The sequence below is a fragment of the Catellatospora tritici genome (assembly GCF_019083965.1).
Classification (GTDB): Bacteria; Actinomycetota; Actinomycetes; order Mycobacteriales; family Micromonosporaceae; genus Catellatospora; species Catellatospora tritici.
In genome coordinates, this window is record NZ_JAHRCY010000016.1 from 166,152 (window position 1) to 192,592 (window position 26,441).

Annotated in this window: 27 protein-coding genes and 2 pseudogenes; 14 read left to right on the top strand and 15 right to left on the bottom strand. The window is 69.6% G+C overall.

The annotated features are described in order from the left end of the window. Positions 1-246 precede the first annotated feature (246 nt). The 5 genes from KUA19_RS30295 to KUA19_RS30310 are packed head-to-tail and all read left to right on the top strand — an operon-like array spanning position 247 to position 4,367. Positions 247-798, top strand: coding sequence for an RNA polymerase sigma factor (locus tag KUA19_RS30295; protein ID WP_217401402.1), 552 nt, complete (start codon positions 247-249; stop codon positions 796-798). Next, positions 795-1,523, top strand: a complete 729-nt coding sequence (locus tag KUA19_RS43290) for a hypothetical protein (protein ID WP_254550321.1) — start codon at positions 795-797, stop codon at positions 1,521-1,523. Before KUA19_RS30295 ends, KUA19_RS43290 begins: the two co-directional genes overlap by 4 nt. Continuing rightward, complete coding sequence (locus KUA19_RS30300) at positions 1,520-2,266, top strand: ABC transporter ATP-binding protein (protein WP_308167727.1); 747 nt, start codon at positions 1,520-1,522, stop codon at positions 2,264-2,266. Before KUA19_RS43290 ends, KUA19_RS30300 begins: the two co-directional genes overlap by 4 nt. After that, positions 2,263-3,720: a hypothetical protein gene (locus KUA19_RS30305; RefSeq protein WP_217401406.1), complete on the top strand. Its 1,458-nt coding sequence runs from the start codon at positions 2,263-2,265 to the stop codon at positions 3,718-3,720. The genes KUA19_RS30300 and KUA19_RS30305 overlap by 4 nt, the downstream gene beginning before the upstream one ends. Continuing rightward, entirely contained in the window at positions 3,717-4,367 is a 651-nt protein-coding gene (locus KUA19_RS30310) for a hypothetical protein (protein WP_217401408.1), read from the top strand. Before KUA19_RS30305 ends, KUA19_RS30310 begins: the two co-directional genes overlap by 4 nt. A gap of 111 nt (positions 4,368-4,478) precedes the next feature. Here the strand turns inward: KUA19_RS30310 and KUA19_RS30315 are convergent, their stop codons facing one another. Beyond that, positions 4,479-4,916 (bottom strand): polysaccharide deacetylase family protein, encoded by a 438-nt coding sequence (locus tag KUA19_RS30315; RefSeq protein WP_217401410.1) that lies wholly within the window; start codon positions 4,914-4,916, stop codon positions 4,479-4,481. Positions 4,917-5,277: 361 nt separating this feature from the next. Here KUA19_RS30315 and KUA19_RS30320 point away from each other — a divergent pair, with 361 nt between their 5' ends. Further along, positions 5,278-6,030: an ABC transporter permease gene (locus tag KUA19_RS30320; protein WP_308167728.1), complete on the top strand. Its 753-nt coding sequence runs from the start codon at positions 5,278-5,280 to the stop codon at positions 6,028-6,030. Here KUA19_RS30320 and KUA19_RS30325 read toward each other — a convergent pair. The 5 genes from KUA19_RS30325 to KUA19_RS30345 form a co-directional block, all read right to left on the bottom strand. Next, positions 6,027-6,371: an FtsX-like permease family protein gene (locus tag KUA19_RS30325; RefSeq protein WP_308167733.1), complete on the bottom strand. Its 345-nt coding sequence runs from the start codon at positions 6,369-6,371 to the stop codon at positions 6,027-6,029. The two genes, KUA19_RS30320 and KUA19_RS30325, sit on opposite strands and share 4 nt — an antisense overlap. 321 nt (positions 6,372-6,692) lie before the next feature. Further along, the gene (locus tag KUA19_RS30330) at positions 6,693-7,898 is read right to left on the bottom strand and encodes an ABC transporter permease (protein WP_217401414.1); all 1,206 of its coding nucleotides are present in this window, start codon (positions 7,896-7,898) and stop codon (positions 6,693-6,695) included. Next, positions 7,895-8,548, bottom strand: a complete 654-nt coding sequence (locus KUA19_RS30335; RefSeq protein WP_217401416.1) for an ABC transporter ATP-binding protein — start codon at positions 8,546-8,548, stop codon at positions 7,895-7,897. Before KUA19_RS30335 ends, KUA19_RS30330 begins: the two co-directional genes overlap by 4 nt. Beyond that, on the bottom strand, positions 8,545-9,609 hold the full coding sequence (locus KUA19_RS30340; RefSeq protein ID WP_217401418.1) for a peptidoglycan-binding protein: 1,065 nt from the start codon (positions 9,607-9,609) through the stop codon (positions 8,545-8,547). Before KUA19_RS30340 ends, KUA19_RS30335 begins: the two co-directional genes overlap by 4 nt. Next, the gene (locus tag KUA19_RS30345; protein ID WP_217401420.1) at positions 9,606-10,130 is read right to left on the bottom strand and encodes a hypothetical protein; all 525 of its coding nucleotides are present in this window, start codon (positions 10,128-10,130) and stop codon (positions 9,606-9,608) included. Before KUA19_RS30345 ends, KUA19_RS30340 begins: the two co-directional genes overlap by 4 nt. Positions 10,131-10,253: 123 nt before the next feature. Between KUA19_RS30345 and KUA19_RS30350 the strand changes: the two genes are divergently transcribed. Both KUA19_RS30350 and KUA19_RS30355 read left to right on the top strand, forming a co-directional pair. Next, positions 10,254-10,904, top strand: coding sequence for a response regulator transcription factor (locus KUA19_RS30350; RefSeq protein WP_217401422.1), 651 nt, complete (start codon positions 10,254-10,256; stop codon positions 10,902-10,904). Beyond that, on the top strand, positions 10,901-12,091 hold the full coding sequence (locus tag KUA19_RS30355; protein ID WP_308167729.1) for a sensor histidine kinase: 1,191 nt from the start codon (positions 10,901-10,903) through the stop codon (positions 12,089-12,091). The genes KUA19_RS30350 and KUA19_RS30355 overlap by 4 nt, the downstream gene beginning before the upstream one ends. 165 nt (positions 12,092-12,256) lie before the next feature. On the opposite strand, the gene KUA19_RS30360 is transcribed toward KUA19_RS30355, so the two are convergent. The 3 genes and pseudogenes from KUA19_RS30360 to KUA19_RS30370 all read right to left on the bottom strand — a co-directional run bounded on the left by KUA19_RS30360 (position 12,257) and on the right by KUA19_RS30370 (position 14,632). Continuing rightward, positions 12,257-12,532 (bottom strand): hypothetical protein, encoded by a 276-nt coding sequence (locus KUA19_RS30360; protein ID WP_217401424.1) that lies wholly within the window; start codon positions 12,530-12,532, stop codon positions 12,257-12,259. A 137-nt stretch (positions 12,533-12,669) separates the two neighbouring features. Continuing rightward, positions 12,670-12,960: a nucleoside/nucleotide kinase family protein gene (locus KUA19_RS30365; protein WP_217401426.1), complete on the bottom strand. Its 291-nt coding sequence runs from the start codon at positions 12,958-12,960 to the stop codon at positions 12,670-12,672. Between the two features lie 123 nt (positions 12,961-13,083). Beyond that, positions 13,084-14,632, bottom strand: a pseudogene (locus tag KUA19_RS30370) (ISL3 family transposase). A gap of 122 nt (positions 14,633-14,754) precedes the next feature. Here KUA19_RS30370 and KUA19_RS30375 point away from each other — a divergent pair. Next, a complete protein-coding gene (locus tag KUA19_RS30375) occupies positions 14,755-15,510 on the top strand; it encodes a toll/interleukin-1 receptor domain-containing protein (RefSeq protein WP_217401428.1) in 756 nt (251 codons plus the stop codon). A 445-nt stretch (positions 15,511-15,955) separates the two neighbouring features. Here KUA19_RS30375 and KUA19_RS45050 read toward each other — a convergent pair. The 3 genes and pseudogenes from KUA19_RS45050 to KUA19_RS30390 all read right to left on the bottom strand — a co-directional run. Beyond that, a pseudogene (locus KUA19_RS45050) lies at positions 15,956-16,165 on the bottom strand (ATP-binding protein); the annotation flags it as partial. Between the two features lie 407 nt (positions 16,166-16,572). Further along, the gene (locus tag KUA19_RS30385) at positions 16,573-17,889 is read right to left on the bottom strand and encodes a cytochrome P450 (RefSeq protein ID WP_217401430.1); all 1,317 of its coding nucleotides are present in this window, start codon (positions 17,887-17,889) and stop codon (positions 16,573-16,575) included. A 24-nt stretch (positions 17,890-17,913) separates the two neighbouring features. Continuing rightward, positions 17,914-18,357: a hypothetical protein gene (locus KUA19_RS30390; protein ID WP_217401432.1), complete on the bottom strand. Its 444-nt coding sequence runs from the start codon at positions 18,355-18,357 to the stop codon at positions 17,914-17,916. Between the two features lie 167 nt (positions 18,358-18,524). Between KUA19_RS30390 and KUA19_RS30395 the strand changes: the two genes are divergently transcribed. Continuing rightward, complete coding sequence (locus KUA19_RS30395; protein WP_217401434.1) at positions 18,525-18,857, top strand: site-specific integrase; 333 nt, start codon at positions 18,525-18,527, stop codon at positions 18,855-18,857. A gap of 160 nt (positions 18,858-19,017) precedes the next feature. On the opposite strand, the gene KUA19_RS30400 is transcribed toward KUA19_RS30395, so the two are convergent. Further along, positions 19,018-20,589 carry a sulfatase family protein gene (locus tag KUA19_RS30400; RefSeq protein ID WP_217401436.1) on the bottom strand — a complete coding sequence of 524 codons (1,572 nt, stop codon included), beginning with the start codon at positions 20,587-20,589 and terminating at the stop codon, positions 19,018-19,020. A 201-nt stretch (positions 20,590-20,790) separates the two neighbouring features. After that, a complete protein-coding gene (locus KUA19_RS45055; protein WP_372451889.1) occupies positions 20,791-20,898 on the bottom strand; it encodes a putative leader peptide in 108 nt (35 codons plus the stop codon). A gap of 231 nt (positions 20,899-21,129) precedes the next feature. Between KUA19_RS45055 and KUA19_RS30405 the strand changes: the two genes are divergently transcribed. Further along, positions 21,130-21,804, top strand: a complete 675-nt coding sequence (locus KUA19_RS30405; protein ID WP_308167731.1) for a methyltransferase domain-containing protein — start codon at positions 21,130-21,132, stop codon at positions 21,802-21,804. Positions 21,805-21,854: 50 nt separating this feature from the next. Here the strand turns inward: KUA19_RS30405 and KUA19_RS30410 are convergent, their stop codons facing one another. Further along, on the bottom strand, positions 21,855-23,063 hold the full coding sequence (locus KUA19_RS30410) for a cytochrome P450 (protein ID WP_217401438.1): 1,209 nt from the start codon (positions 23,061-23,063) through the stop codon (positions 21,855-21,857). Between the two features lie 309 nt (positions 23,064-23,372). Here KUA19_RS30410 and KUA19_RS30415 point away from each other — a divergent pair, with 309 nt between their 5' ends. The 3 genes from KUA19_RS30415 (at position 23,373) to KUA19_RS30425 (ending at position 26,333) form a co-directional block, all read left to right on the top strand. Then, the gene (locus KUA19_RS30415) at positions 23,373-24,743 is read left to right on the top strand and encodes an FAD-binding oxidoreductase (RefSeq protein WP_217401440.1); all 1,371 of its coding nucleotides are present in this window, start codon (positions 23,373-23,375) and stop codon (positions 24,741-24,743) included. Between the two features lie 392 nt (positions 24,744-25,135). Continuing rightward, entirely contained in the window at positions 25,136-25,285 is a 150-nt protein-coding gene (locus KUA19_RS30420) for a hypothetical protein (protein WP_217401442.1), read from the top strand. Positions 25,286-25,331: 46 nt separating this feature from the next. Beyond that, entirely contained in the window at positions 25,332-26,333 is a 1,002-nt protein-coding gene (locus tag KUA19_RS30425; RefSeq protein ID WP_254550322.1) for an SMP-30/gluconolactonase/LRE family protein, read from the top strand. Positions 26,334-26,441 lie beyond the last annotated feature (108 nt).

Genomic DNA, 26,441 nt, shown 5'->3' on the forward strand with positions numbered 1-26,441 from the left:
TGATGGGCCGGAGGACTTCGCCGACCCGTCCCGAGGTCGCCGCAGCACCGGCAGCTCGGGCCACCGGCCCGCGTTCCGGCAGGTCATAGCAGGTGTATGGCAATATGCCCCGGCGGCGGCAACGACCCGTCGCCTCCGCTTCGCCGCCCGCCGAGGACGCCCTCGCCAACGATCCGGCGCGCACCATTACAAGAAAAGTCCGCGACCTCGTGAACCGACCGGCCGCCGGATGCAACAGAGATGGCGATGGACGACGACGAGTTGATGAGTGCCGTGGCCGGCGGCGACGACACGGCCCTGCGGGAGCTGTTCTCCCGCCACGCGCCGTGGATGGCCGCCAGGCTGCGCACAGTCCTGCCCGCCGCCGACGTGGAGGACGTCCTGCAGGAGACCTTCCTGGCGGTATGGCGCGGCGCGGCCGGCTACCGGCAGGCCGGCGCCGGCGGCTGGATGTGGGGGATCGCCCGACGGCAGGCAGCCATGTGGCTTCGCCGCCGCGGCCAACCGGACTTGCTGCTGTCAGCGGTCGACGAAGCCGACCAGCGACACCTCGCCGACCCGGCCGACATCGCGGTGCTGCAGGCCGAACTCGCCGAAGCCGTCGCAGCGCTGGGGCCCGAGACCGGCCCGCAGCGTCAGACCTGGCGGTTGATGTACGTCGAGGACCGGCCCGTGTCCGAGGTCGCCGACCTGATGGGCGTCCCAGAGGGGACCGTCAAAAGCCGGGCCCACCAGATCCGGCGCCTGATGCGCGCAGCACTGCGACGTAACGATCCGATGCCGGAGGCAGGCCGATGATCAGCGACCACGACACCGCCCGGACTGCGGCCCACCGCCCGCTGACCCATGACGTCGACCTCGACCGGGTCTGGACCGGGGTCGCGGCAGAGATCTGGCGCCGCCGACCGCGACTGCTCGAACGCGCGGCGACACGGCTGCTGCGCTCACCGGGCCTGGCGCGGGCGCTGGTCACCACACCGTCGCTCCTGCTCGGCTGGACCCTGGCCACCGCCACCGTGCTGCTGGCCGGCGTGCTGGCAACACTGGAAACCGGAACCCCGTATGTGTCGCTGCTGGCCCCGGCAGTCGCGGCCGCAGGCATCGCCTACGCCTACGGACCCGGCGCCGACCCGGCCTGGGAACTGACCTGCAGCACCGCCGTCAGCGACCGACTCATCCTGCTGGTACGGGCACTGGCCGTATTCGGACTCAACAGTGCGCTCGGCCTGGCCGCCACCGCCGCGAGCAGCCTGGCAGCGCCGATGACCGTCGGCTGGCTGCTGCCGATGACCGCAGTATGCGCCCTGGCGCTGGCCACCGCCGCCCTCACCCGGTCGGCGAACGCCGGCATCGCCGCCGCCACAGCCAGCTGGATGATCACAGTACTGGTCGGCAAGGCCACCACCGGGCAGATCACCGCGGCCGTGACGACCGCCGGACTGCGGCTGCCCTACCTCCTGCTCACCGCCTGCTGCGCGGTGATCGTCCTGCACACCACCCGGACCTCGAAAGGAACAGCGTGAACGTCTCGACCACCGACCTGACCCGCCGCTTCGGCCGCACCGCAGCCGTGGCCGGTGTCAGCCTGGACACCGGTCCAGGCGTCCACGGCCTGCTCGGCCCCAACGGCGCCGGCAAGACCTCGCTGCTGCGGATGCTCGCCACCGTCATCGAGCCGACCTCCGGCACGATCCGTCTGCTCGGCCAGGACCCCGGCGACCATACCCAGCGCCGCCAGATCCGCCGCAGGCTCGGCTACGTTCCGCAGAGCCTCGGCTTCTACCCGGGGTTCACCGTGGTCGAGTTCGTCGAGTACTTCGCCCTGCTCAAAGAGGTACCCGCCTCGAGAGTGCCCCGCGCGGTCGCCGCCGCCGTCGAACGCGTCGGTCTGGGCGACAGGGCCACCGCCAAACTGAGGACCCTGTCCGGTGGCATGCTGCGCCGCGCCGGCATCGCTCAGGCGATCGTCAACGACCCCGAACTCCTGCTGCTGGACGAGCCGACGGCCGGACTCGACCCCGAGCAGCGCATGGCCTTCCGTAGCCTGCTACGCGACCTCGGCCGACACGCCACCGTCATCGTCAGCACCCACCTCGTCGAGGACGTCGGCGCCGCCTGCACCGACGTCGTACTCATGGACCAGGGAAAGATCGTCTTCCGTGGCAGTCCCGACGAGCTGACCGCCCGCGGTGTCGGCACCGGCGCGGCAGGCGACGCCCCGCTGGAACGCGGCTACAGCGCCGTGCTGGCCGAGGCACGCGCATGACCGCGTCACCGACCACGGCCGGACTCGCCGACCAGCGCCCGCACCGGCTGCGCGCGGCCGGCCGCCTGCTGAGACTGGAACTGCGCCGCAGCGTCATGCTGTGGCTGCTGCCGATCATCGGCGGACTCTTCTGGCTGGTGACCTATCGCCCCGCCATGGGACACCCGCCGCTGTGGAACATCCGCGCGATGATCATGCAGACGACCGCCTCGGCCGTGTTCGTGCCGGCCGTCGTCGGCGCCGCGGCGTGGCTGGGCGCACGCGAAACCCGCCACGGCATCGCCGACCTGTTGACCGGCACCGCCCGGTCGCGCTGGTTTCGTCAACTCGTGACCTGGTCGGCGATCACCGCCTGGTCGCTGACGGCCTATCTCATCTGCGTGGCCGCCCTCTACCTCGCGACCGCCCGGCAGGGGGCCTGGGGCGGCCCGTTGTGGTGGCCGGCCGCCGTCGGCGCGGCGACGCTGCCGGCGTTCTCCGCGCTCGGGTTCGCGGCCGGAACACTGCGTCCCAGCCGCCTCACCGCACCGCTGACCGCGGTCGCCGTGTTCCTGACCCTCGAACTCACCGCGCAGTTCATCCACGACGACCGCTCCGCCTGGCAGGTCTCCCCGCTGGTCGCCGGACCATGGGAACTGGGCGCCGACCCGGGCGTGGCCACCTTCTACCGATACCTGCCCGACCTGCCGATCGCCCAGATCACCTTCCTCGCCGGTATCACCGCCGTATTCGTCGGTGTCCTCGGCATCCGACCCGGATCGGGCAGCCCGTGGCTGCGTCGCACTGCGGCTGCGCTCACCACGACCGGCGTCCTTGCCGCCGTCACCGCGACAGCACTGGTCAGCACCGGCAGGCTCGACCCCCACGGCATGATCGCCATCCCGGCCCTGCACCGCAGCGCCCACGACCAGCCCGTGCCCTACACCCCGGTATGCGCCGACACCCCGATCCCCGTCTGCCTGCACCCCGCATACGCCACCTACCTGCCCACCGTCACCACCACACTCGGGCCGCTGCTACGGGAATTGGCAGGCCTGCCGGGCGCACCCATCCGCATCGAGCAGACCGCCGCCGCCTACCGGCAGGAAGCAGGCAACGGCGTCAGCATCAACCGAGCCGGCCCCGCCAGCACCGGAACACCACCTACCCTGCACCTCCTGCTGCCCGTCCAGTTCGGGCACACCACCACCGCCGAGCAGACGACATCAGCACTCAAGGCCGACACCGCCCGCGACATCCTCAGCAGCGTCATCGGCGGCGGCCGCGAGACGACCGCCGCACAGGCGGCTGTCACCGAAGCCATCCTCGGGACCCCGACGCTGCAACCCGGCACCCCGGAAGCAGCGGCAGCCCAACGCTTCGCCGCGCTACCCGACCAAGCCCGCCACGACTGGCTCATGCAGCACGTCACCGCGCTGCGCGCAGGACAACTCACCCTCACGGACCTGCCATGACCACCGCGGCCGCCCGCCCCGCACCGCGTCACGGCACCGGACTGCGGCTGACCCGGCTGTACCTGGCCAGCCGCCGCATCCCAGCCGCCGTCGCCGCCATCGTCATCAGCGCGATCGCACTGCGGGTCGCGCTGCACTGGACCTGGACCGCCTACGGCGCCCTGCAGCTGCCCCTGGTCTTCGAAACCGCATGCGCCACGGTGATCGCCGTCACCACAGCCAGCCCTTTCGGCGAACCCGAACGAGCCGTCGGCGCACGGCTGCCGCTCCTGCGGCTGGCCACCGTAGTGGGCTTGACCGCGGCCGCGGCCGGCGTCCTGGCCACCGCCGCCATCGGCATCGACCTGGCAGGCGGAACCCTGGAACTGACACGGAACGTGATCGGACTGACCGGCATCGGACTGTTGTGCGCCGGGCTGCTCGGCGGAGCACTCGCCTGGACCGGGCCTGTCGCCTACCTCGTCGTGTCGGTGTACGCCCTGTACACACGCTGGCATGGACCCACCCTGTCATCGCCGTGGATATGGCCGGCGCAGCCGTCGGATGACATGCTCGCGACGCTGTGCGCGAGTCTGGTGCTGGTCGCCGGTGTGGCCGTCATCGCGATACGCGGCGCCCGTGACTCGCTCAACGTCCACGACAGCTGACCTCCGAGGGCAGGGCGCAGGCATGGCCTGGGTTTGTCACCGGGGCGAGGGCCGCCGCCGGGATCTGCCGCCGCGGCGACCGGTCGGTCACCGCGGCGGCGGGTGCGTCGCTCATGCCGTACGCCTCAGGGGGCCTGGAATCCGGCCGCGGTGTCGCACCGAGACGCCGCCGGATGGTTCTGGGTGGCCTTGGTCTATGCCGTGAGTGGAGAGTGTGGCAAGCGTCAGGCGGCGTGTCAGCGCGGACTCGATCAGTTGCAGCAATGCGGCGAGAGTGGCCCGCCACGAGCCTGGTGCGGAAGTGGCGTCGCTGTCGTGCAGCAGCAGCGTGGCTCCGCCGCGAAGGTTACGAACGGCTGTCCGATAAACGGATTCGCCAGTGGCGTCGCTGGTCCAGTCGCGACCCCAGTCGGTCCACAGCACCGGCCGCAGCCCAGCTGAATGGAGCTGGTCAGCGCAGCAGTGGTCAGGATCCCATATAGTGACGGCGTCCAGGCCGCTGTAGCGTCCGGCCCATCCGTTGACGAACGCGAACAACTCGTAGTTCATGTCGTGCCACCTGCTTCCTCGCTGTTTGCCGTCACCGTAGGAATCGCCGGCTGAGAAAGCGTTGAGGAACGTCTAGACCACCCGGACCTGTGTCGACGCCGTTACCCGGCCGCCACGTGCAGCTGCTCGCTGTGTTCCTCGACAGCTACTTTCCGGCTGCCGTGCCGTGGGAGCTGCCCGACCACGGCGGCCCGAGCCCGCGTACCTGTCCGCCGGCGTCGGTGGGCTCGCGCTGATCGGCACCGCCGCCGCCCGAGGCCCCGGCGGTACTGTCACAGCCGATCGACCAACGGCCGTGCCGTATCCGGCCGATTCGCAGATGGCGCACCGCCGTCGCAGGTGCAGGTGGGATGGTGGGACCGTGGGTGGCGCTTCGATCCTGATCGGCCCGGCGTTCGGGGTGGTGCTGGTCGTGCTGTGCGCGGCGGCGGCGGTGAGCGCCCGGCTGGCCGGACTGCGGGTGTCGCGGGCTGTCGTCGGCGCGGGCGTGCGGGCGGCGGTGCAGCTGGCGGTCGTGTCACTGCTGATCACGTGGGTGCTGCGGACGTGGGGTGCTACTGCGGCATTCGTCCTGTTGATGATCATCGTGGCATCGGTGACCAGCGCCCGGCGGATCAGCCGCGACCGCAGCGCCTGGTGGGCGGCCGCAGCGATCATGGCAGGGCTCGCGCCGGTGCTGGCGCTGATCGTCGCGGCCGGGACGGTGCCATGGCAGACCGTTGCGGTGGTGCCGGTGGCCGGGATCCTCATCGGCGGAGCGATGTCGGCGACGTCGCTGGCCGGCCGCCGGATCATGGAAGACCTGACGGTGCGGCGCGGTGAGTACGAGGCCCTGCTGGCGCTCGGGTTCACCGAACCGGACGCGGTACGGGAGCTGTGCCGGCCGTATGTGGGGCAGGCGCTGCATCCGGCGCTGGACCAGACCCGGACCGTGGGCCTGGTGACGCTTCCCGGCGCGTTCGTCGGGGTGCTGCTGGGCGGCGCCGGCCCGATCCAGGCCGGCGCCACCCAGCTGCTGGTGCTGGTAGGGCTGTTGGCCGCCGAGACGATCGCGGTGATCGTCGTGCTGGAACTGGTGGCCCGCGACGTGATCCGCAGGCCGTCGGCGCGTTAGCCGGCGTCGCGGCGGATGACGCTGGTGTCGATGCGCCCACATCGCACGACGGTGATGGCCGCGGCGGCGCAGAGGCCGACCACCGTCATTACTGCGACCACGGCCAGGTACGTCCAGGCGACGTAGAGGTGGCCCGGTGGCGGGTCGAACACCCCGGTCAGCGCCGCCAGCAGCACCGCGGTGATCACCGCCGCTGTGCCCGCCCCGAACAGCGCCGCCAGCAACCCGACCGCGGAGGTTTCGGCGGCGACGAACCCTGTCATCTGGCGACGGCTGGCCCCCAGTAGCGCCGCGAGGGTGAACGTGCGCCGCCGCTCGGTGAGTGTCAGCGCCGGGAGCAGGCCCGCGGCGGTGGCGGTGAGACGTGCTGAAGGCGTCGAACCCGGACCTGCAGGCCGCCACCACGATCGACCTGGCCAAGACCTTCACCACCGAGTTTGTCAAGGCCGCGTCCTGACGGAGAACTAGACGAACACCCGACACTATGCGGGCCGTATCGTGGGCCGCACCGCGATCGAAGACACGGTGCGGCCTACGACATGTCTCCGGCAAACGGGCAGATCGCAGTGTCGACCCCCTAGACCGCGTCCGGTCGCACCGGCGGGGTCGTGTCCGCCTGGGCGGTCGGTCGGTTCTGGTCCGGCGGTGGCGCCGGAGCCCGGTCACGGTGCGGCCAGTGCCTCGGTGGGGGACAGCCGAGCCGCCCGGATCGCCGGATACAGACCGGCGAGGCCGCCGATGAACAAGGTCGCGACGAGCGCTCCCGAAGAGGCCCAGACCGGTACGACAGCAGGCCACCTCTGATATGCGGCATATCCGGCGGTGACGACGATCCCCAGCAACACTCCGCCGACGCCGCCGAGCGCGGACAACAGCAGCGACTCGGCCAGAAACTGTAGGCGAATCTGACCCCGTGTCGCGCCCAGCGACCGGCGTAGTCCGATCTCGGACCGCCGCTCCAGTACCGAGATCACCATTGTGTTGGCGACCCCCACCCCGCCGACCAGCAGTGCCACCGCGCCCAGCCCGAGCAGCAGCCCGTTAAGCGTGAGGTCAGCTGCTCGGCTCGCGGCCAGGGCGTCCGAGGGCCGGGACACAGTGACGTCACCGGGCGAATGCGGATTGGTCGTTGCGGCCAGGACCCGGTACACCGCCTCGACCTGGCTGTCGCGCGAGCGGGCGTAGACGGTGGTTGCGCTGCCGTCGAAGCCGAACAGTTCGGTGGCGATGTCCCAGCCGATCAGTACGCCGGTGTCGAGTTCGCGGGCCAGGGTGACCTGGTTGAGGACACCGACCACCGTGAACCGTTCACCGCCGACCAGGATCTCGGTCTGCGGGCTGGGGCGGCCGATACCCAGTCGGCGAGCCGTGTCGGCGCCGAGGACCGCTGCCGGATACCGGGCGGTGACAGCGTTGATCCACGTTCCGCTGCGGATGCCGGCCCCGACGGTCTGCGGCAGGTTCAGCCGTGCGGCGTACACGGCCAGTCCGTTGGTCTCCACTCGCGGGATCTTGTCGGAGCGGTACACCTTGGCGTTGTCGATGGTCGCGATGGCCGATGCCGTGGTGACGGGTCCGATGCGGGCGATCATCGCCTCGGCTTCCGGTGGCAGTTTGGCCTCCTGCCCGCGGATGGTCTGTCCCGGCGACACGGTCAGCAGGTTCGTGCCCAACGCGGCGAGCTGGCGGTTCAACTGCTCACGGGAGGACGACGAGATGCCCACGACCCCGACCATCGCCGCGATACCGATGGCGATACCCAGCGCGGCCAGCAGGGCCCGGGTTGGTCGTGTCCGCAGTCCGGCGGCACCGACACTGGCGACGTCACGGACTGCCATCCGGGCCGGCGTCAGGCGCGGGGCCGTCATGACGTCACCCGGCCATCGCGCATATGCACCTGCCGGTCCAGTCCCGCGGCCAGGTCACGGTCGTGGGTGATGATCACTACCGTGGTGCCGGCCGTGTGCAGCTCCCGCAGGACTGCCATGACGCCGTGCCCGGCGGCGGTGTCCAGGTTTCCCGTCGGCTCATCGGCCAGCAGCAGCGCCGGTTCGCCGACCACCGCGCGGGCGATTGCGACCCGCTGCTTCTCGCCGCCCGACAGCTCGTGCGGCTTGTGGTCCAGCCGCTGCCCGAGCCCGACCCGTTCCAGCGACGCCTGTGCGCGACGCCTGCGTTCCTTGACCGGTACGCCCGAGTACAGCAGCCCGTCTGCCACGTTCCCGAGGGCGGCGACCCCGGCGGCCAGATGGAACTGCTGGAACACGAAGCCGATGCGCCGGGCCCGCAACGCCGACAGCTGCCCGTCGGACAGCTGCGAGATGTCATGGCCGTCGACGACCACCCGGCCGGAGGTGGGGCGGTCGAGCGTGCCCAGCATGTGGAGCATGGTCGACTTGCCTGAGCCCGAGGGACCGACCACGGCCACCAACTCGCCGTGCTCGATGCTCAGTGTCACCCCGTCCAAGGCCCGGACATCGCCGGAGTACACCTTCGTCACGTCGGTCAGCTCGATCATTGTGGCATCCCCACGGTCATGCCCTCTGTGAGTCCGTCACCGGTGACCTCCACCCGGCCCTGCGAGAACAGGCCGGTCTGCACCCTGACATAGTGCGTCACAGTTCCGTCGACGACCTCGACGCCGTAGCCGCCCTCCGCCAACGCCACCAATGCCGCGACCGGCACGCTGAGTACATCGCGGCGTTCGTCGGCGGTGAAGACCACGGTGACCACGGCCGCCTCGATCTGCGCGACCGCCGTCGGGTCGGCCAGCGAGACGACGGCCTCGATCCACGTCTGCGGCTGCGCGTCACCGTCGCTGGGCTGGTCGATCACCGTGTAGACCCGTTCCACTCGCCCGGCCACCTGCGTGCCGTCGGGCAGCTGGATCCGCACCGCCACCCCCGTACGCGCCAGCCGCTGCTTGGACACCTCCAGCTCGACAGTTACCTGACGACCGGTTCCGGTGTACCGGAGCACCTCGTGCCCGTCGCCGGTGGACTCGTTCACCCCCGCCGCAACGGCATCGACTCGGATCGGACCCGCGGCGAACACGACCCGGCCCAGGTCGACCCGGCCGGTCCGGGGCAGGCCCAGCGCCTTCTGCCAGCGCCTCACCGCCCCAGCGGTGGTGGCCGTGTACTGGTCGTCGACCGTGAAGCCGGTGTAGCCGAGCGCTCTGAGGTTCACTTCGAGTTGGCGTACGTCGGCACCGGTGACACCCGGTCCGAGCGTGCGGAATGCGGCGACGTCGCCGTACATCAGGACGATCGGGGTGTCATCCACGCGGTAGATCGACCGGCCCCGAGCGATGACGTCGCCGGGCAGCGGCATCCTGGTGATGACGCCGGGAGTACGGCCCGCCAGCATGTACGTGACGCCGTAGCCGAGGTTGCCGTAAGCGTCGTCGGTGTCCAGCATCGTCTGGCGGGTGACCTGGGCGGTTGCGGGCGGCAGGCCGGCTGCGGTGGGAGTGTCCGGGCCGGCGCCGCCGAACCCGATCGCTGCCGCGACCGTCGCCCCGGCCGCGAGTACGCCCCCACCGACGACCGCTACTGCCCTCCCGCTGCGGCGGCTCACGAGCCCGGCCGCAGCGAGGCCAGCATCGCGGCGATCCGCGCGTCGCAGACCTGCTTCGCCTGCGCGAACTGCGGGTCGCTACCAGTCGCCTCGTCGATGCGGGTCCTGCCCTCGGCGTCGGGGTCGGGGTAGGTCTCCACCCCCTGCTCGCGCATACACCGCGCCAACTGGCGTACCAACTCGGTCTTCGCCTCGACCTCCGGCCCGGTCAGCCGGGGCGGCCGGTACTGCTGGCACACCTGCGCGGCAGCGTCGGCCTTGCCCTTGTCGAAGCCCTGCTCGATCCGCGGTTCCCGGACGACATCGCCCTCGACCTGCGGATCGGCCATCGGCACACCCTGCTCGCGCATGCACTGGGCATACCGGACCAGCTGGCTCTGCCGACTGACGCTCGGCGTCGCGCTGGGCGCGCCGGCGCCGCTCACCGAGGCCACACCTACACCGTCGTCGGACGTGCCGCACGCGACCGTCGTGAGCATCAGCAGCGGTAACAGTCCAACGGTCAGCTGTCTCAATCTCATCTGTGCCTCCTCTGTTCGGCCGGATCAGTCGAGCAGGGATGACGCAACAGCACAGTTACAGCCCGTGTAACGCTGGTGTAACGTCCCAGCGTCGAAACTGCTGGTGGCGGGAAGGACGGGCCGGTGCGAGTGCTGCTGATCGAAGACGAGCCGCTACTGGCCGTACAGGTCGCTGCCGGCCTCAGAGACCGCGGCATGGCGGTGGACATCGCCCATGACGGCCTGGACGGCCTGCATAAAGCCGGCGCGAACCGCTACGACGTCGTGGTCCTCGACCGCGACCTGCCCCTGCTGCACGGCGACCAGGTCTGCACCGCACTGCTCGCCACCGACACCAGCGCCCGCATCCTCATGCTCACCGCAGCCAGGGAGGCGGCCGACCGGGTTGCCGGGCTCACCCTCGGCGCCGATGACTACCTGCCCAAGCCGTTCCTCTTCGAGGAATTGGTGCTACGTGTTCGGGCACTGGCCCGACGGGCCAACAACGCCCCCCGCGTTCTGTACCGCGTCGGTATCTCCTTCGACACCGCCCGGCGGATCGTCACCCGCGACGGCCGCATCATCCCGCTGACCACCAAGGAACTGTCCGTGCTGGAGATCCTCATGGGCGCCGACGGTGCCGTGGTCAGCGCCGAGGACCTCCTGGAACGGGCATGGGACGAGCACGCGGACCCGTTCACCGGCACGGTACGCGTCACGATCGCCCGGCTGCGCCGCAAACTCGGTGAACCGTCGCTCATCGAGACGGTCGTGGGCGCGGGGTACCGGCTGTGAAAACGGGTTGGCAGCGTCGCTCGATCCGGCTGCGTCTGGCCATCGTCTACACAGTCGTGCTCGTAGGTGCGAGTGCGGCGCTGCTCGGACTCAACTACATGCTGCTCTACCAGAGCCTGTACGCCCAGGTCGATCCGCCCAAGATCGCCAGTGCGGAGGTCGTCATACGCGGAACCGAAGCGCTGCCGACCAAGGTCGACGAAAAGCTCCGAACCTACGAACTCCAGCTGGCCATGATGGCCCAGCGACGCAACGACACGATGCGTGACGCGGTAGCCACCTCAGCATCGGCGCTGGCCGTCACGGCAGTGCTCGGGTTCGGTGTGTCCTGGATCGTAGCCGGCCGGATGCTCCGCCCGCTGCAGACCCTGACCGACGCGACCCGGCAGATCTCTCAAGACCGGCTACACGAACGGATCGCCCTCACCGGACCCCACGACGAGATCAAACAACTCGCTGACACCTTCGACGACATGGTGGCCCGCCTCCAGGCGTCCTTCGACAGCCAGCGCCGGTTCGTCGCCGACGCCTCACACGAACTACGCACACCCCTCACGATCGTCCGTACGGGGGTTGAGGTGCTGCTGACCAGGCGAGACAGCACGCTCACTCAATGGAAGGCAACCGGCCACGATGTCCTGACCGCCACAGGCCGGGCCGAACGGCTGCTCGACGGCTTGCTTGCGCTTGCCCGAAGCGATAGCCGAGTCATCGCCGACGAACCGCATGACCTCGCGATTGCGGCGGCGGCCGCGGTGAGCGAGACCGACACCGAAGCCGAGCACGCCGAGCTTGACGTCACCACGGACCTGCGCTCCGCACCCGTCAACGGCGACCCGGTCCTGCTCGAACGCCTCGTCCGCAATCTCGTCGACAACGCTATCCGCCACAACCGGCCCGGCGGCTCCCTCCACGTGACGACCGGTACGACCGCCGATCACGCCACCATCACCGTCCGCAACAGCGGAGCCGTGATTCCTACGGCCGACGTCGAACGACTTTTCGAACCATTCCAACGGCTGGCACCCGAACGCACCGCCGACACCCGCTCCACCGGCCTCGGCCTGGCCATCGTCCGGTCGATCGTGCGGGCCCACGGCGGCACTGTCACAGCGGCACCGGGCGAAGAAGGCGGACTCAGGGTTACCGTGGCGCTACCTCGCCGCTCGGCAGCAGCCGAAGGCTAGGGCATCCCAAGCTGCCGGACCGTAATGGTTCAGTCACAGAGCCCTTGACTGGGCGAGTATTGATAGACGAACATCAATACAGGAACGCTTGGTTGGGTCGGGGATCTCCATGCCCCACGTCGCACTGCGGCGATCCGCCGTCGCTAGATCATCCCGCCGGCGGACTTATTGGGCTGGGCGCTTCCGTGAAAGCGCGAGAATCGCGTGGGCTGGGGATCGGGAGTCCAGCATGCTGGCGGTACGGTCGGCGAGGGCAGCAGCCGGCGCGTGGTCGGTGTGGAGTTGTAGCGGTGGCCAGCCCATGGCGGCCAGCGTGGCGGCGGCTGCCTGGTAGGCGCGGATTTCGCGGCTGGCGTTGCCCGGCTCGGCTTGCCGGCGACTGTCCGGCACACGCGCGGCTATTCGGGTTTCCAGCGCGTCCGGGCCGTTGAAGAGGATCACCGCGAGGTCCGGCCGGGGCAGGCTCGTGTGGAGATCCCAAATGACCTGTTCTTGGACTCCGCGCAGCGTGTCAGGGCGAGGGAGGCGACGTAGCGGTCGCAGATGACGGCGTGCCCGCTGGCCAGGGCGGGCAGCATCTAGCTGTGTACGTGCTGGTAGCGGTCGGCGGTGATGACGCAGGCCAGGGACAGCCCGTCGAGGGTACGTAGGGTGTGGCGGACATAGGCGCCCAACGGCGAGCGTGATGGCTGCTGCGTTCGCAGGACGTGGTGGCCTTCGGCGGTGAGCACCCGTTCGAGTGCCGCCGCGGTGGTGGTCTTGCCGATCCCGCTAGGTCCGTCGCTGGTGATCCAGCGTGGGCTGGGGTCTACACCCGTTGTCGGCGTATGGGGTTGCGTGCACAGCCAGGTACGCGTGGACGTGCACATGGCCTAGTAGTGCTTTGTTAGGTCGGCGTGTCGTGGGGTCGTCGGGGTGGGCTGGGTAGTTTCATGCCTGGGTCTGTGCAGCTAACGGCTCAGGTGCACATTCGGTGGTGACCGGCCGTGAGGTCAGCTCAGCAGAATGCGATGGCGTAGCAGGGTGAAGCCGGCTCGGCCGTGCATCTGGCGCATGATCCGCTTCGTCTTGGTGTTCACTCCTTCGGTCCCGCCGTTGTGATAGGGCAGGGTGACGGCCGCGTGGACGGCGTCGCGGTCCTGGTCGAGGCCGCGGCTGAAGGAGTGCAGGCAGGGTAGGTTGGCCGCTCGGGCGGAGGCGATCCACGCGTCGAGCCGTTGGCTGTTGTCCTCCCGCGGCCGTAGCAGGCCGGCGAACGAGCTGATGAGCTCGGCCAGGTCGATCATCTCGGGGCAGGCGGTGACGAGATCATTGCGGACGGCGCGCTGCTTGTCGGTGAGCCCGTCTGGGCGGGTGAGCAGGAGCCGGGCCAGGCGGCGGGGCGAGATGGACGGCCGGTCGCCTTCGACCCGGCCCTGGGTGATGTAACGGTAGAGCAGGTTGAGGCTGCCCTTGTAGCCCTGCGTTTTGATCTCTTCGAACAGCCGCAGCACGCTGACCGCGGGGTCGTGGCTGCGACGCTGCCGCAGATGATCGCGGTAGGGGTCGACCAGGGTGGGCCGATACTGCGGCGCACGCTGGAGACGTTCGGGTTCCGCCACGCGCGCGTAGCGTTTGACGGTGTTGAGCGACAGGTTCAGCCTTCGCGCGCATTCGAGCAGACCGACCCGCTGCTGGAGTAGGTCATGAACCTGGTGCCAACGTTGCAGGGTGGTCTGTGCGCGCGGGCCGTCCTGCGGTGGACAAGCTTTGGCCCAGCAGGAGCTGTGCGCGGCGACCTCTTTCAACACGGCCTTGCCGAGGTTGTCCCACAGATGCCACCTGTCGGCGACCTGCACGGCGTCGGGCAGTGCGCGGCGGACCGCTTCGGCGTAGGCACCCGAACCGTCGCGGCAGACCACCGCAACACCGGGATGGGCCCGCAGCCATGCTTCGAGGGTGTCGGCGCTGCGGTCGGGCAGCACATCGACGCGCTGGCGCGTCTCGGCGTCGATCAGCACCGTGGCGTAGCGGTGGCGTCGGCGCAACGCGAAGTCATCGACGCCCAGCATCCTCGGTACCGGCAGCTGTGCGACGGGAATCTGTAGCAGGACCCGGACGGTCGTGTGCCGCGACAGGTCCACGCCCAGGGTTGACAGCAGCTGTGCGGCCCCCCGCCCGGCCAGCTCCCTGGCCACCGCGCCGACCTGCCCGGCAAGGGGCGGGGGTACGTCTCTGGTAGCGCTCCAGCACACCGGGCACCTGCTCATGGAACGTTCGCCGACACCCGTTCGTCGGGCAGACCAGCCGACGCACGGTCACGACGATCGTCACCCGGCGCGCATCGACGCAGTCGTTCACGGTCCGCTCGTGATAGCCGTGCACACGCCCACTAGCTGTGCCGCAGTCAGGGCAAGGCACCGCATGGGCTCTCGTGCGTGCCCGGATCCTGATCCACGCGCCCTCGTCCACGACCTCCTCCAGGACCAGCGGCGACAAACCGGCGAACACCACACTGACAAGTTGATCAGCTTCACACCCGAGCGAGTATCCAACATGGATGATCGCTACCGACCGTCACCACCGAATGTGCACCTGAGCCGTTTGTCACACAGTCCCGAAGAAGCTCGCCATGGCGCCGGGGGACGGCTGGCTGGGGCGTGCCGCTGCTACCCTATGGTGCCGTGAAGGTAACCGACATACCGGCAGGGCGCTACTTCATCTCGCACTCTTACCGGGAGTCGGATGAAAGAGAGCAGTTGCTTAGACTCTTGCCCGCGCCGGCGCAGCCAGTCGTGTTTCCCCCGATTATGGTTGATCCACACGAGTTCGTGAGCACACCGCTCATGGAGGTGATACGTAGCTGCAGTGGGCTAATAATTCTTAGCGGCGAGCATTCCCGGGCGTCGTTCTGGGTGGCGTTCGAAAGAGAGATCGCCATTAGAGCTGGGCTCGCGGTTTACCTCTGGGATCCCGACAGGAATGCGTTAGACCTCGACAGGAAGGGGCGTACAAACCTCAGTGTATTCCTGAGCCATGCCAATCGTGACCGCGACGCCGCTCTATACGTGGCATCACACATGGAGCAACGGTCGTTCGATGTGTGGCTGGGCTCGGATGGCATCGTCAACCTTAGGGACGATTTTCCGGATGACTCGCCGATGGAGGCGGGAATGTCCCGCGGTGGATATATGGTGGTCCTAGATAGCCGTCGCGCCCAGGGCAGCAGCATGGTCCAGTTCTACATAAGGGAGGTGGGTAACGGGAGAATCGTGGTTGCCTCACTCGACGGCAGCCCCGCCCCGCACTATTTCACGGATACAGACAAAAAAGATCAATTCGTGCAACTGTGGGACGGCACTGGAATAAGTGAAAACCGAATCGACGACCTCATAGTGCGACTGTGCTGGTTGATGTATCGAAACCAGATGCTGCGCTAGCCTGGGTCACCATCTGTCCATGGTGGATAGAACAGCCGTTGTGCGCTACCGTGCACCGCGTGTTGTGACACCCACGCCCAGCCGCAAGGTCGGGACCCTGACCACCACGCGACGCGGTCTCGGCTGGGAACACCAACAGGCCCGTGCCCAGGGCGCTCCGGGCACTAGTAGTGCTTTGTTAGGTTCTGTGTCGTTTGTTTCGATGTATCGGTTTCACGGGTTGGTGGCAGGTGAGGCAGGCGCCGGTCCAGGTCGCGAGGAGTCGCTGCAGCTCGCGTATGACCTTGTAGAGGGTCAGGCCGGCGCATCCGCTTTTGGGTCGTGTCGCAGCATGGTGATGAACAGGTGCGCGGCGGTGACGAGGGTGACGTGGCGGTGCCAGCCGGTGAGTCTTGCCTACCCCCGGTGGTCCCAGGAGCGCGACGTTGGCCTTGGCCTGGACGAACGCCAGCGTGGCGAGGTCTTTGATCTTGCGCGGGTCCAGATCGGGCTGGAAGGAGAAGTCGTAGTCGTCGAGGGTCTTGACGATCGCGCCGGGGGAGAGGTCGTCTTGCTCCACGAGCGCGAGTTCGCCGCGCTGTTCAGGGGTGATCCAGACCGCGAAGACCAGGTGCAGTCTGCGGGGCGGTGCGGCGGGGCCGGGACGGCTGACCATCTGGTCTTGCACAGCGATGAGGTGCAGCGGGCACTGCGTCAGCCCCTGCACGCACCGGCGAACACCGCCCTACTGGTAACGACGGTGCAGCGTGCGCACGTGCCCAGCGCAGGGTCCCGCAACGTTGGGCCGCGGTGCTGGGACTCGTCGTGGCCGCCGGCCGGGCCCGCTGACAGACAGGCGTTGCCGCCGAGCGCTTGAACACCTCCACGATCCGCTTCTTCGCCGCCATCAACAAACCCGCGCCCAAGGGCCTGGACTCCAACGGGTGTAGCCCTAGGCCTGCCCGGTGGGGAACCGGATGTTGCCTGCCGATCGGATGTCGAACTCCCGCAGCAGCACGCCGAGCCTGTGCGGGGTGAGGTCGGGCCAGGGTGACTGATGGCCGGCCTGGACCTGTCGAGGCGTCAGTGCTGGCGCCGCGAGGCGGACACTCTGAACCGCCTGCCGGGGTTCGGGCCGGGCGTGGCCGTTATCCGCAGTGGCCGTCCCGGTCGTGTCGGAGACAGGCGCAGCCTGCGTACCAGCATCGCGACCGTCGCCACCGACAGCACCTGGGTCATCCCTGCTCCGAGGCAGGTGTGGCCGCCCACCGAGAAGGGCGCATAGACCGCTGCCTTCCGCCCAGCTGTGAAGTCCCGGTCGAGGTCGAACCGCTGCGGGTCGGGGAAGTGCTCGGGCAGGTGGTGGGTGACGCACGTGGCGACGAGAACCCGCTGCCCCTGTTCGATGCGGCAGCCGCCGAAGTCGAACGCCTGCGCCGCGGTCCGGGCGGAGCCGGGCGCCGGCGGGTGGACCCGCAGCGTCTCCATCACCAGGCCGTGCAGGGCAGGTAGCTCGCGGAGCCGGTCGAAGACGAGCGGGCCGCCGCGCTGTGCGGCATCGACCTCGTCGGTGACCCGAGCGAGCACGGCTGGGTTGCGCAGCAGTACGTCGATCATGAAACTGTAGAGGTAGGCGACAGTGTTGACGCCTGCGAAGTAGCCCTGCAACGCCATCCCCGCCCGCACGTCGAGCGGGTACGGTGCACCGTGCTCGTCGGTCGCGTCGAGTGCCTGGTCGAGCAGGTCGGGGATCCCGTGTCGCGGCCTGGCCGCCCGCTCGGCGAGCGCAGTACGGGCGAACTGGTGGATCGCGGCCCGCGCCCTGCGGTAGGCCGGCCACCGCAGTGTCGCGGCTGGCCATTTCCCGGCGACGGTGACGTCGAGGACGAGTTCGAAGGCCGATCGCAGCGTCTCGAACTGGGAGGCGGAACTCGACCCGGTGTAAGCGATGGACAGCTGAGCCGCCGCGAGCCGCTGGCACGCGTCGACCACGGGCAGCGCGGGCCGGTTCGCCCAGCCGTCAAGGATCCGCTCGGTCTCGGCGGCGACGGGCTCCCAGCGGGCGGCGAGCAGGTCGCGGGAGAGGCTGGTGGCGAGCAGCCCGCGCAGATGCCGGTGCGGGCGGCCGTGCAGTACGTGGACCCGCATGCCGAACTCCCGGTCGAGCCCGCCGAAGCTCTCCTCGCTGGTGAACACCTTCTCGCCGTGTTCGAGCAGGAAGCGGTTGGCTGCCGCCCCAGCCATGATGACGAAGGACTGGTTCAGGGCCCGCACCCGGAACACCGGGCCCAGATCCCGGTAAGTGTCCACGAAGAACTGCTGGACGTCTCCCATCATCCGCAACGCGTTGCCCAGCAACGGAACACCCGCGGCGAGCGGCGGCAGTGGGCCTACGGTCACGTACGGAATCCTCCGGCACGGTTGCTAGGAAAACCAGTGCAGGTCCGGAACGAGGACCTCTGCGGGGATGCGTTCTCGGGCGTTCGGGTGCTCCCCGCTGCCCCGTCCGATGACGTCCAGGCCCGCCGGGGTGACCAAGGACCGTGCGAACGAGAGCACGACCAGGCTCCGGTCATCGCTCAGGTGCTCCACCTGCCACTGGCTGCTGAGCACGCGCAGCAGACCCCGCCCGCGCCAGGTGAACGCCCCGGAGCGCGGGTCGAACCGGTCGACGCCGACGATCCGCTTCGTCGCGCCCCTGCGGGTGCGGTAGGAGACCTCGTCGCTGAGCGCGAACGGTTCGCCTGGGAGCAGCCCGTACCGGAACGTCGGTTGCAGCCGGCGCCCCGACAGCCACATCGGGAAGGTCGTCGCCAGGACCCGCCAGTGGCCGGGAAGTGCCTCGCGCAGCGTATGCAGGTCACGCATCCGCGAAGCGTACCAACGCCGTTGCAACTGAGTGGACTCTCGTGAGCGCCCGGGTTGCCGTCGGCCGTTGCCGGCCGACGGTCCCCGTCTTGCCCACCGGGGTGGTGCGGGGTTGCCGCTTCGCTGCCACCTTCCTTACGTACGTACACGATGACCGCCTGTATGCGATGCGGCGGCTGCTGCTGGTGACCGGGCTGCGCCGCGGCGAGCTGGCGGGCATCAAGTGGGAGGACTTCGGTTCGGCGACCGGGACGGTGCGGGTCGTGCGTCAGCAGGTGGTCGAAGGAGACGACAGCGTGGTTCGGGAGAAGCGGCCGAAGCCGCCGAACAGCGTCGGAACGATCATGCTCGACAAGGTCACGGCTGAGACCCTCGGCAGGATGCGGCCAGCCGGTGGCGTCTCCTCGATCGCGGCCGCCCTCGACTGCGGTCTGCGCAGGGCGATCCAGGAGCTGGACTCCGCGCGTCCGGCGACGCTGAGCGGGCCCTACCTCAGCTGACGGCCCGGGGCCGGCCAGGCGGCCCGCCCCGAGCCGGTTCGGCCCCGACGGTCCGGTCGCGTCGTGCAGCGGCAGCACACCCCGTGACCAACTCTGACGTGACCGGCGGGGACAGGCGTCCTGCCTGTCCCCGCCCGGCCACTGACGAGCGTGGCGTTGCTTACTGCGGTGGGTTCTCCTCCGCGTCACGCAGCGCCTGGCCGGAGGCGTTCTTCAGGGCGGCCACCCACGTGTCTAGCCGCTGCCTGAGGGTCAGACTCGCGCCGCCGTACGAATTGTCGAGCTGGGCCGGGTCCACGGACAGGTCGTAGAGCTCGTGCTCGCCTGTGTTGTAGGCGACGTAGTTCAACGCTCCGTGCGTGCCCAGCGTGTCGGGCTTGGCCCTGAGCCCGACGTAGACGGGGGCGCCGCCGCTGGCCAGCGCCTGCGCGTCACCGGGATCCTGCGGCTCCAGCAGGTTGTTCTGGGTGTTCGTGTTGAGGGTGCTGGGTCCGGCATGCTCGTTCAGGAACGCCAGCCGCCACCGCGACGGTGTCACCCCATGCAGGAACGGTACGAGCGACCGGCCGTCGACGAAGCTGGGCGGCGTCGCCCCGGCCAGCTCGGCGAAGGTCGGCGCGAGATCGACGTTGAGCGTGAAGTTGTTGACGACCGCGCCGGCTGGCACGCCCGGTCCCCGGATGACGAGCGGGACGTTGAGGTCCTCCTCGAAGGCGGTGTTCTTGCCGGAGTTCAGCCGGTGCTGCCCCTGGTGGAAGCCGTTGTCGGAGGTGAAGACGATGTAGGTGTTGTCCAGGACTCCCTGGGCACGCAGGGTGTCGATCGTGTCCTGGACCAGGTCGGTGACCGCCCGCAGCGATTCCCGGCGCTTCTCGTAGAAGGCGTCGATGCTGTCGATCTGGGCTTGGGTGAGCTTCGCCTTGCTGCGGATCCACGCCGGCTTGTCGCTCACGTCGTCCTCGTTGAAGGAGGGGGTCCGCGGCGCCTTCGCGTTGGGGTAGATGCCCTCGTAGCGGGGCGGCGGCGTCGCCGGTCCGTGGGGGATGTACGGCGCGACGTACGTGAAGAAGGGCTTGTTCGGGTAGTTGGTGGTCGTGTTCGTGATGAAGGTGGTCAGCTTGCGCGAGATCACGTCGACGCCGTAGTCGGCCGCCGTGCTGCCGTAGTGGACGGTCGTGCCGTTGTCGTTGACGTCGTAGTTGTACTCGGAGTAGGGGCTGCCGCCGTTCGGGCTGAACCAGCGGGTCCAGCCCGGCGGGATGTACGTGCTGCTCGGCGCCCCGTTCGGGTAGCCGTTCAGGTACTTGCCGAAGAACCCCGTCCGGTACCCGGCGCTCTGGAGCCAGGTCGCGACTGTCGAGTTCTCCAGCCCGCTGCTGTACACGCCCTGGAACCCGCCGCCGCTGGCGGCATCGTTGGTGTAGATCCCCGTGTTGTGGGCGAACTGGCCGCGCAGCGTCGAGGTCCGGGACGGGCAGCACAGGGACAGCTCGACGAACTGCTTGTTGAACGTGGTTCCCTGGCTGGTCAGCAGTGTCTGGAGCCCGGCGTCCTTCGAAAAGACGTCCTCGTTGAGATCGTCGGTGAGGATGAAGACGATGTTGGGTTGCTTCGTCGCGGCCGCTGCCGGCCGCTCATCGAACCGCAGCCCCGCATAGACCACGCTCCCGACCAGCAGGAGCAGGGCCAGGGAGAGTGTCAGTCCGCGGCGGCGTGCTGTGTAGAGCTTCATTTATTGCGTTCCCTTCGTTCGTGTTTGTCGAGCCATTGCTGGGGACTCGGTTCTCTCCGGGCGCATCGCCTCCTTTGCCGGCCGTGGGCAGGCAGGATGGGGCCGCGCACGGCCGTACGCCGTGCGCAGCACGTGATGGAGTCAGGCAGGATCAAGCCCTGGGCAATGGCAGCCCGGGCGGGAATCAGGGTCTGGCGGGTGTCAGCGGTCGGACGCCGCGCGACACAGGGCGCTGCTCACCCGCGCCAGGTCGATGTGACGCCGCAGGATGGCGTGGAACTCGTGTCCACAGCGGCGATCCAGCGTCATGGCTCTATGTAACCGCGAAGTATCCCTATGGGTCAAGTAGGAATTCTGCGGACGTACCTGCGATCCTGCACGAGACTCCGCGAGATCTCCACGGAACCTCCCTCAATCGGCCATGATCGGGTGCTTCAGTGAGCAGATAGGACATTCGGCCGCGACGGCTGCGCCGGACCTGCCGCGTCCATGGACGCGGCCGCAGGCACGGCGGTGGGCCTGGACTACAAGTAGAGACTCGTGACCTCCCTCGATCTGCGGCCTGGGCAGGCGCTCGCCGACATCGGTTGCGGCCCGGGCACGGACCTCGCCCGGCTCGCCGAGGCGGTAGGCGGGGGAGATGCAGTCATTGGGGTGGACCAAGAGCCCCGGATGCTGGAGGAAGCCCGTCGGCGCCTGGCCAGCCGGCCCAACGTGGAGCTGCTGCTGGGTGACATTCGCGAACTGCCCATACCCGACGGCAGTGCCGACCGGGCCCGAGTGGACCGCGCCCTGCAGCACGTGGCCGACTCGGAAGCGGCGGTACGGGAAGTGCGTCGCGGGCTCCGTCCGGGCGGGCTGTTCGGGATGGCCGAGCCCGATGGGGACACACTTGCGGTCGCCGACCAGGATGTCGACACCAGTCGGCGGTTCGCCCGCTTCGTCGCGGGACAGGTGCGCAACCCGACGATCGGCCGGGACCTGGCCCGCCTGTGCCTGCACGCCTGCATGCGCATCAGACCCGTCGAGCCCGTCGCGGCGCTGTTCCGCGACTTCGACACGGCCGATCAGATCCTCGGGCTGCGACGCAACACCACGCGGGCCGTGCTCGCGGGGACGATGACCGAGCCCGACGCCGAACCGTGGCCGCAGCGGCTGGCACAGGGGCCCGTCGTCGCAGGCTTCACATTCTATCCCGTGGTCGCCGAGGCCTGAGCCGCCAGGCAGCGACCGGGTCGGGCCGCCCGCACAGGTGCAAACGCGCCTCAGGCCGGATCGAGCGTCACCACCAGATCGCGCAGCTCGTACCCGGAGATGTCCTCCTTGATGCCGACCCGCGGCGGGCACGCCATCCGCAGTCCGTCCAGCGAGAAGAGCCGGCTCAGGAAGATGTCGGACTCCTGGATCGCGATGTGCGCACCGGGACACTTGTGCGGACCGTCGCCGAAGGACAGACCCGCGGCTCCCATCCCGTCGGCGACCGGCCGCGTCGGGCACACCGCCAGCGGATCTTCCCCGACCGCGGCCGGGTCGACGTTGGCCACGCTGACCACGACATCGACCAGCTCGCCCGCGGGAACGGTCACCGTTCCACCGTCGCCCGGCACCTCGACCGCCGCGGTCGTCCGCCGCTTCAGGTTGCCCACCACCGGCTCCAGACGCAGGATCTCGTGCAGGACCGCGAACCGGCCGGCCTCGTCGCCACCGCGGTAGCGCTCCAGCAGCCGCGCATCGGTGAACAGGTGCCACGCCGCCACGTTGATGAACTCCCGCGTGGTGATCATGCCAGCGGCCGCGAAGGTCAGGCACTCACCAAGGATCTCGCCGTTGGTGCAACCGTCATCGATCAAGTGCGAGATCAGATCGTCGCGGCGCTCGCGGCGGCGGACCCGTACCGCCGGGCGAACATCGGACAGGTAGAAGTCGAGGAAGCTGTAGTTGCCCCTGAACAGCCAGTAGATCCCGCTCAGGCTGGTGAACCCCGGCCTGCCCGGCTTCTCCGGGAAGAAGCGCTCCAGCCGCCGATCCATACCCGGGCGGCTCTCCGTCAGCCCGATCACCCCGGCGGCCACGTCGACGGCCAGCGCGAAACTCAGGTCCGCCAACTGCGCCCGGCCGTCACGGCGCAGACGGGCGATCTGCGCGTCCGCGATGCGGACCATCAGATCGCGGTAGTGCTCGTCGACCCGGCGCGGCGTGAAGTACTTCGCGGTCTGCCGGCGGTGCTCGCGATGCTCGGCCCCGTCGCGGTAGAGCACCGGGCGGCGCATCTTCTTGGGGAGCTTGTCGACGTTCTCGACACCCAGCCCGGCTTGCACGGTGTCCGTGCTGCGCAGGGCCGCCCGCCCGGCCGCGTACCCGCGCACCTGCCAAACGCCGTCGGCGTCGCGGTGCACCGGGCACCCGACCGCCGCATCGCCCCGGTCGATCTTGCGGGCGTCCGCGGCGTGGCCGGTCGGTGATTGCGTCGACATGAGAAACCCTTCCTCGGACGAGACGGCGTCAGCATACGGTCTTGCCGACCTACCGGAACCACCCGCGCGGACGAGATCAACCGGCCCGCCGTCGGGGTGGCGGCCCGGCGGCTGCGGCATGACACAGCGGTCCTGATCAGTGAGCAGGAGCCGGTCTTGCGGATACAGTCGAAGGACCGACGCCATCGCCCCGGCGGCACGGCGCACGCGACTACCGTGACGATCACGGAGGTGCCAGATGGTCCCGCAGCCCGTCCCAGCGCGACGCCCCAGCCGCCATCACCTGCCGACGTGCCACGGCTGACCGCCATGACCGCTTCCGCGGACCTGGCGCCCCTGGTGGCCGCGCTACCGGCCGACTGCGTCATCGCCGACCCGGACCGCATGGACGCCTACCGGCGGGACCGCGCCAACGACCCGCACGCCGGCGTTCCCCTCGCCGTCATCCGGGCCACCTGCACCGAGGACGTGCAGACCGCGGTCCGGTTCGCTGCCGCACACCGCATACCCGTGGTGCCCCGCGGCGCCGGATCAGGCCTGTCCGGCGGATCCTCGGCCGTGGACGGCTGCCTGGTCGTCTCCACCGAACGCATGCGCAAGATCACCGTAGACCCGACGTCGCGCACCGCCGTCGTCGAGCCGGGCCTGTTCAACGCCGAGGTCAAGGCCGCCGCCGCTGAGCACGGACTCTGGTACCCGCCCGACCCGTCCTCGTACGAGTTCTGCTCGATCGGCGGCAACGTCGCCACCAACGCCGGCGGCCTATGCTGCGTGAAATACGGCGTGACCAGCGACTACGTCCTCGGGCTCACCGTCGTGCTCGCCGACGGCACCGCGGTCGAGCTGGGCGGCCCCCGGCTCAAGGACGTCGCCGGACTGTCGCTGACCAAGCTGTTCGTCGGCAGCGAGGGAACTCTGGGCATCATCACCCGCATCGTGCTGCGGCTGATCCCGGCGCAGCGGCCGCGGGCCACCCTGGTCGCCACGTTCGCCTCTCTCGAGGACGCGACCCGAACCGTCCTGGACGTCACCCGGGGAATTCGACCGTCCATGCTCGAATTCATGGACCGCACGTCGATCAACGCCGTCGAGGACCTCACCAGGATGGGCCTGGACCGCACCGCCGAAGCCATGCTCGTCATCCAGTCCGACGAGCCGGCCGCGCACGCGGCAGCCGAGATCGCGCACATCGGCGAGCTGTGCCGGGCCAACCACGCCGTCGAGGTGTTCGCCGCCGACGACCCCGAGACCGGCGAGGCGTTCACCACCGCCCGGCGCATGGCGATACCGGCGGTCGAGAAGAAGGGCTCGCTGCTGCTGGAGGACGTCGGCGTGCCGGTACCGGAACTCGGTGCCCTGGTACGCGGCGTCGCGGCGATCTCCGCCGCCCGCGACGTCACGATCGCCGTCATCGCCCACGCCGGCGACGGCAACACCCACCCGCTGATCGTGTTCGACCCCATGGACGCCGACCAGTCGGCGCGCGCCCACCTCGCCTACGCGCAGGTGATGGACCTCGCCATCGCCCTGGGTGGCACGATCACCGGCGAACACGGCGTGGGCCGCCTCAAGAAGGCGTGGCTGCCCGACTATCTCGGCCCGGACGCGCTCGAACTCAACCGGCGGATCAAGAACGCGCTCGATCCGCTGGGCATCCTCAACCCGGGAGCGGTCTTCTGACAGCCGGCGTAGCCGCTCCCCGATCAGCCGCCGTGAGGTGCGCAGTCACCACCGGCGCAGCACCAGGTAGAACGACAGCGCGGACACCCCAGGACTGGCCGTTGCGGTAGGAGATGTCCGGAGCCCACAGGATGCGGTCGCCGTTGGTGTAGGTGGTCGTCCAGGAGGCTCCGGTGGGCCATACGGCGCCGGTGTTGCGCCAGGTGATCCGGTCGGTGGACGTCTTCAGCGACAGGTTGGTCCCGGTGGCGGCGAGCAGGTAGGTGCCGTCGGGTTTCTAGACGACCGAGGGGTCGTGGGTGCCGACGTCGCCGGCGACTGGCCGGGCATCGGGCTGCGCTGGCGGTGTGCCGCCGGTGCCCGTCGGGGTCGGGGTCGGGGTGGTGCCGCCGATGCGCACCAGGCGGAACTGCTGGTCGGCGGGGCGGCGCGGGGAAGTCGATCATGCCGTACCGGGATCGCCGCCGCTCGGGACCGGCGGCCAGGCCCGGCCGCGGGCCGCCGCCGCGGCGAAGGTCAGCGGCCGCTGCTCGACCAACTGACGGCGGCGTTGAATCCGGGCCCGGCGAGGACTACCGTCACCGTTCCATGAAGCCTCGCATCAGGCCGATCGTCTGGCAGCCCCCGGCTGCTCCCGCCCGAGCACGGCAGCCGCACGGCGCCGTCGTGATGCCCCGGCCGGTCCTGCACCCGCTGCCCGGCACCGGCCCGGAGGACGTCGCGGTGGCCCCGGACGGCACCGTCTACACCGGCCTCGCCGACGGGCGCATCCTGCGTCTGCGCGACGACGCCGTGACGGTCGTCGCCGACACCGGCGGCCGCCCGCTCGGCATCGAGACCGCGTCCGATGGCACCCTCGTCGTCTGCGACGCGACCCGCGGCCTGCTGCGCGTACGGCCCGACGACGGTGCGATCGAGGAAGTCGTCCCGGTCGGCACACCCGTCGACGGGGTACCGCTGCGGGTCTGCAACAACGCCGCGCTCGCCGCCGACGGCACCATCTGGTTCAGCGACTCCTCGTCCCGGTTCGACCTCGAGCACTGGAAGGCCGACCTGTTCGAGCACTCGGGAACGGGACGGCTGCTGCGCCGCGATCCGGACGGCACGGTCACGGCGGTCCTGACCGGCCTGTACTTCGCCAACGGGGTCGCGCTGGCGGCAGACGGGTCGTTCGTGGCCGTCGCGGAGACCGGAGCATACCGGCTGACCCGCCACTGGCTGACCGGCACGCACGCCGGTCGCAGCGACCTGCTCGTGGACAACCTTCCCGGCTTTCCCGACAACATCGCCCGCGGCAGCGACGGCCTGATCTGGATCGCGATGGGCTCACCGCGCAACCGGGCGCTCGACCTGCTCTCGCCCCGCCCGCCGGTGCTGCGGCGCCTGGTGTGGGCGCTGCCCGACGCGCTGCTGCCGCAACCCGCCGACACCGTCTGGGTCCAGGCCGTCGACGATCTGGGGCGTACGGTGCACGACCTGCAGACGACCACCCCGGGGTTCTCCATGGTCACCGGGGTGCGCGAGCACTCGGGCACGGTGTGGCTGGGCAGTCTGCAGTCGTCAGCCGTCGCGCACATCGTCCTGCCGTAGGAGCGGTTCATGGTCGGGGGGGGGGGGCGCCGGGGCCCCCCCCCCCCCCCCCCCCCCCCCCCGGCCGGGGAGGGGGGCGGCAGGTGGGGGGAGTGCCCCGAGGTGTGG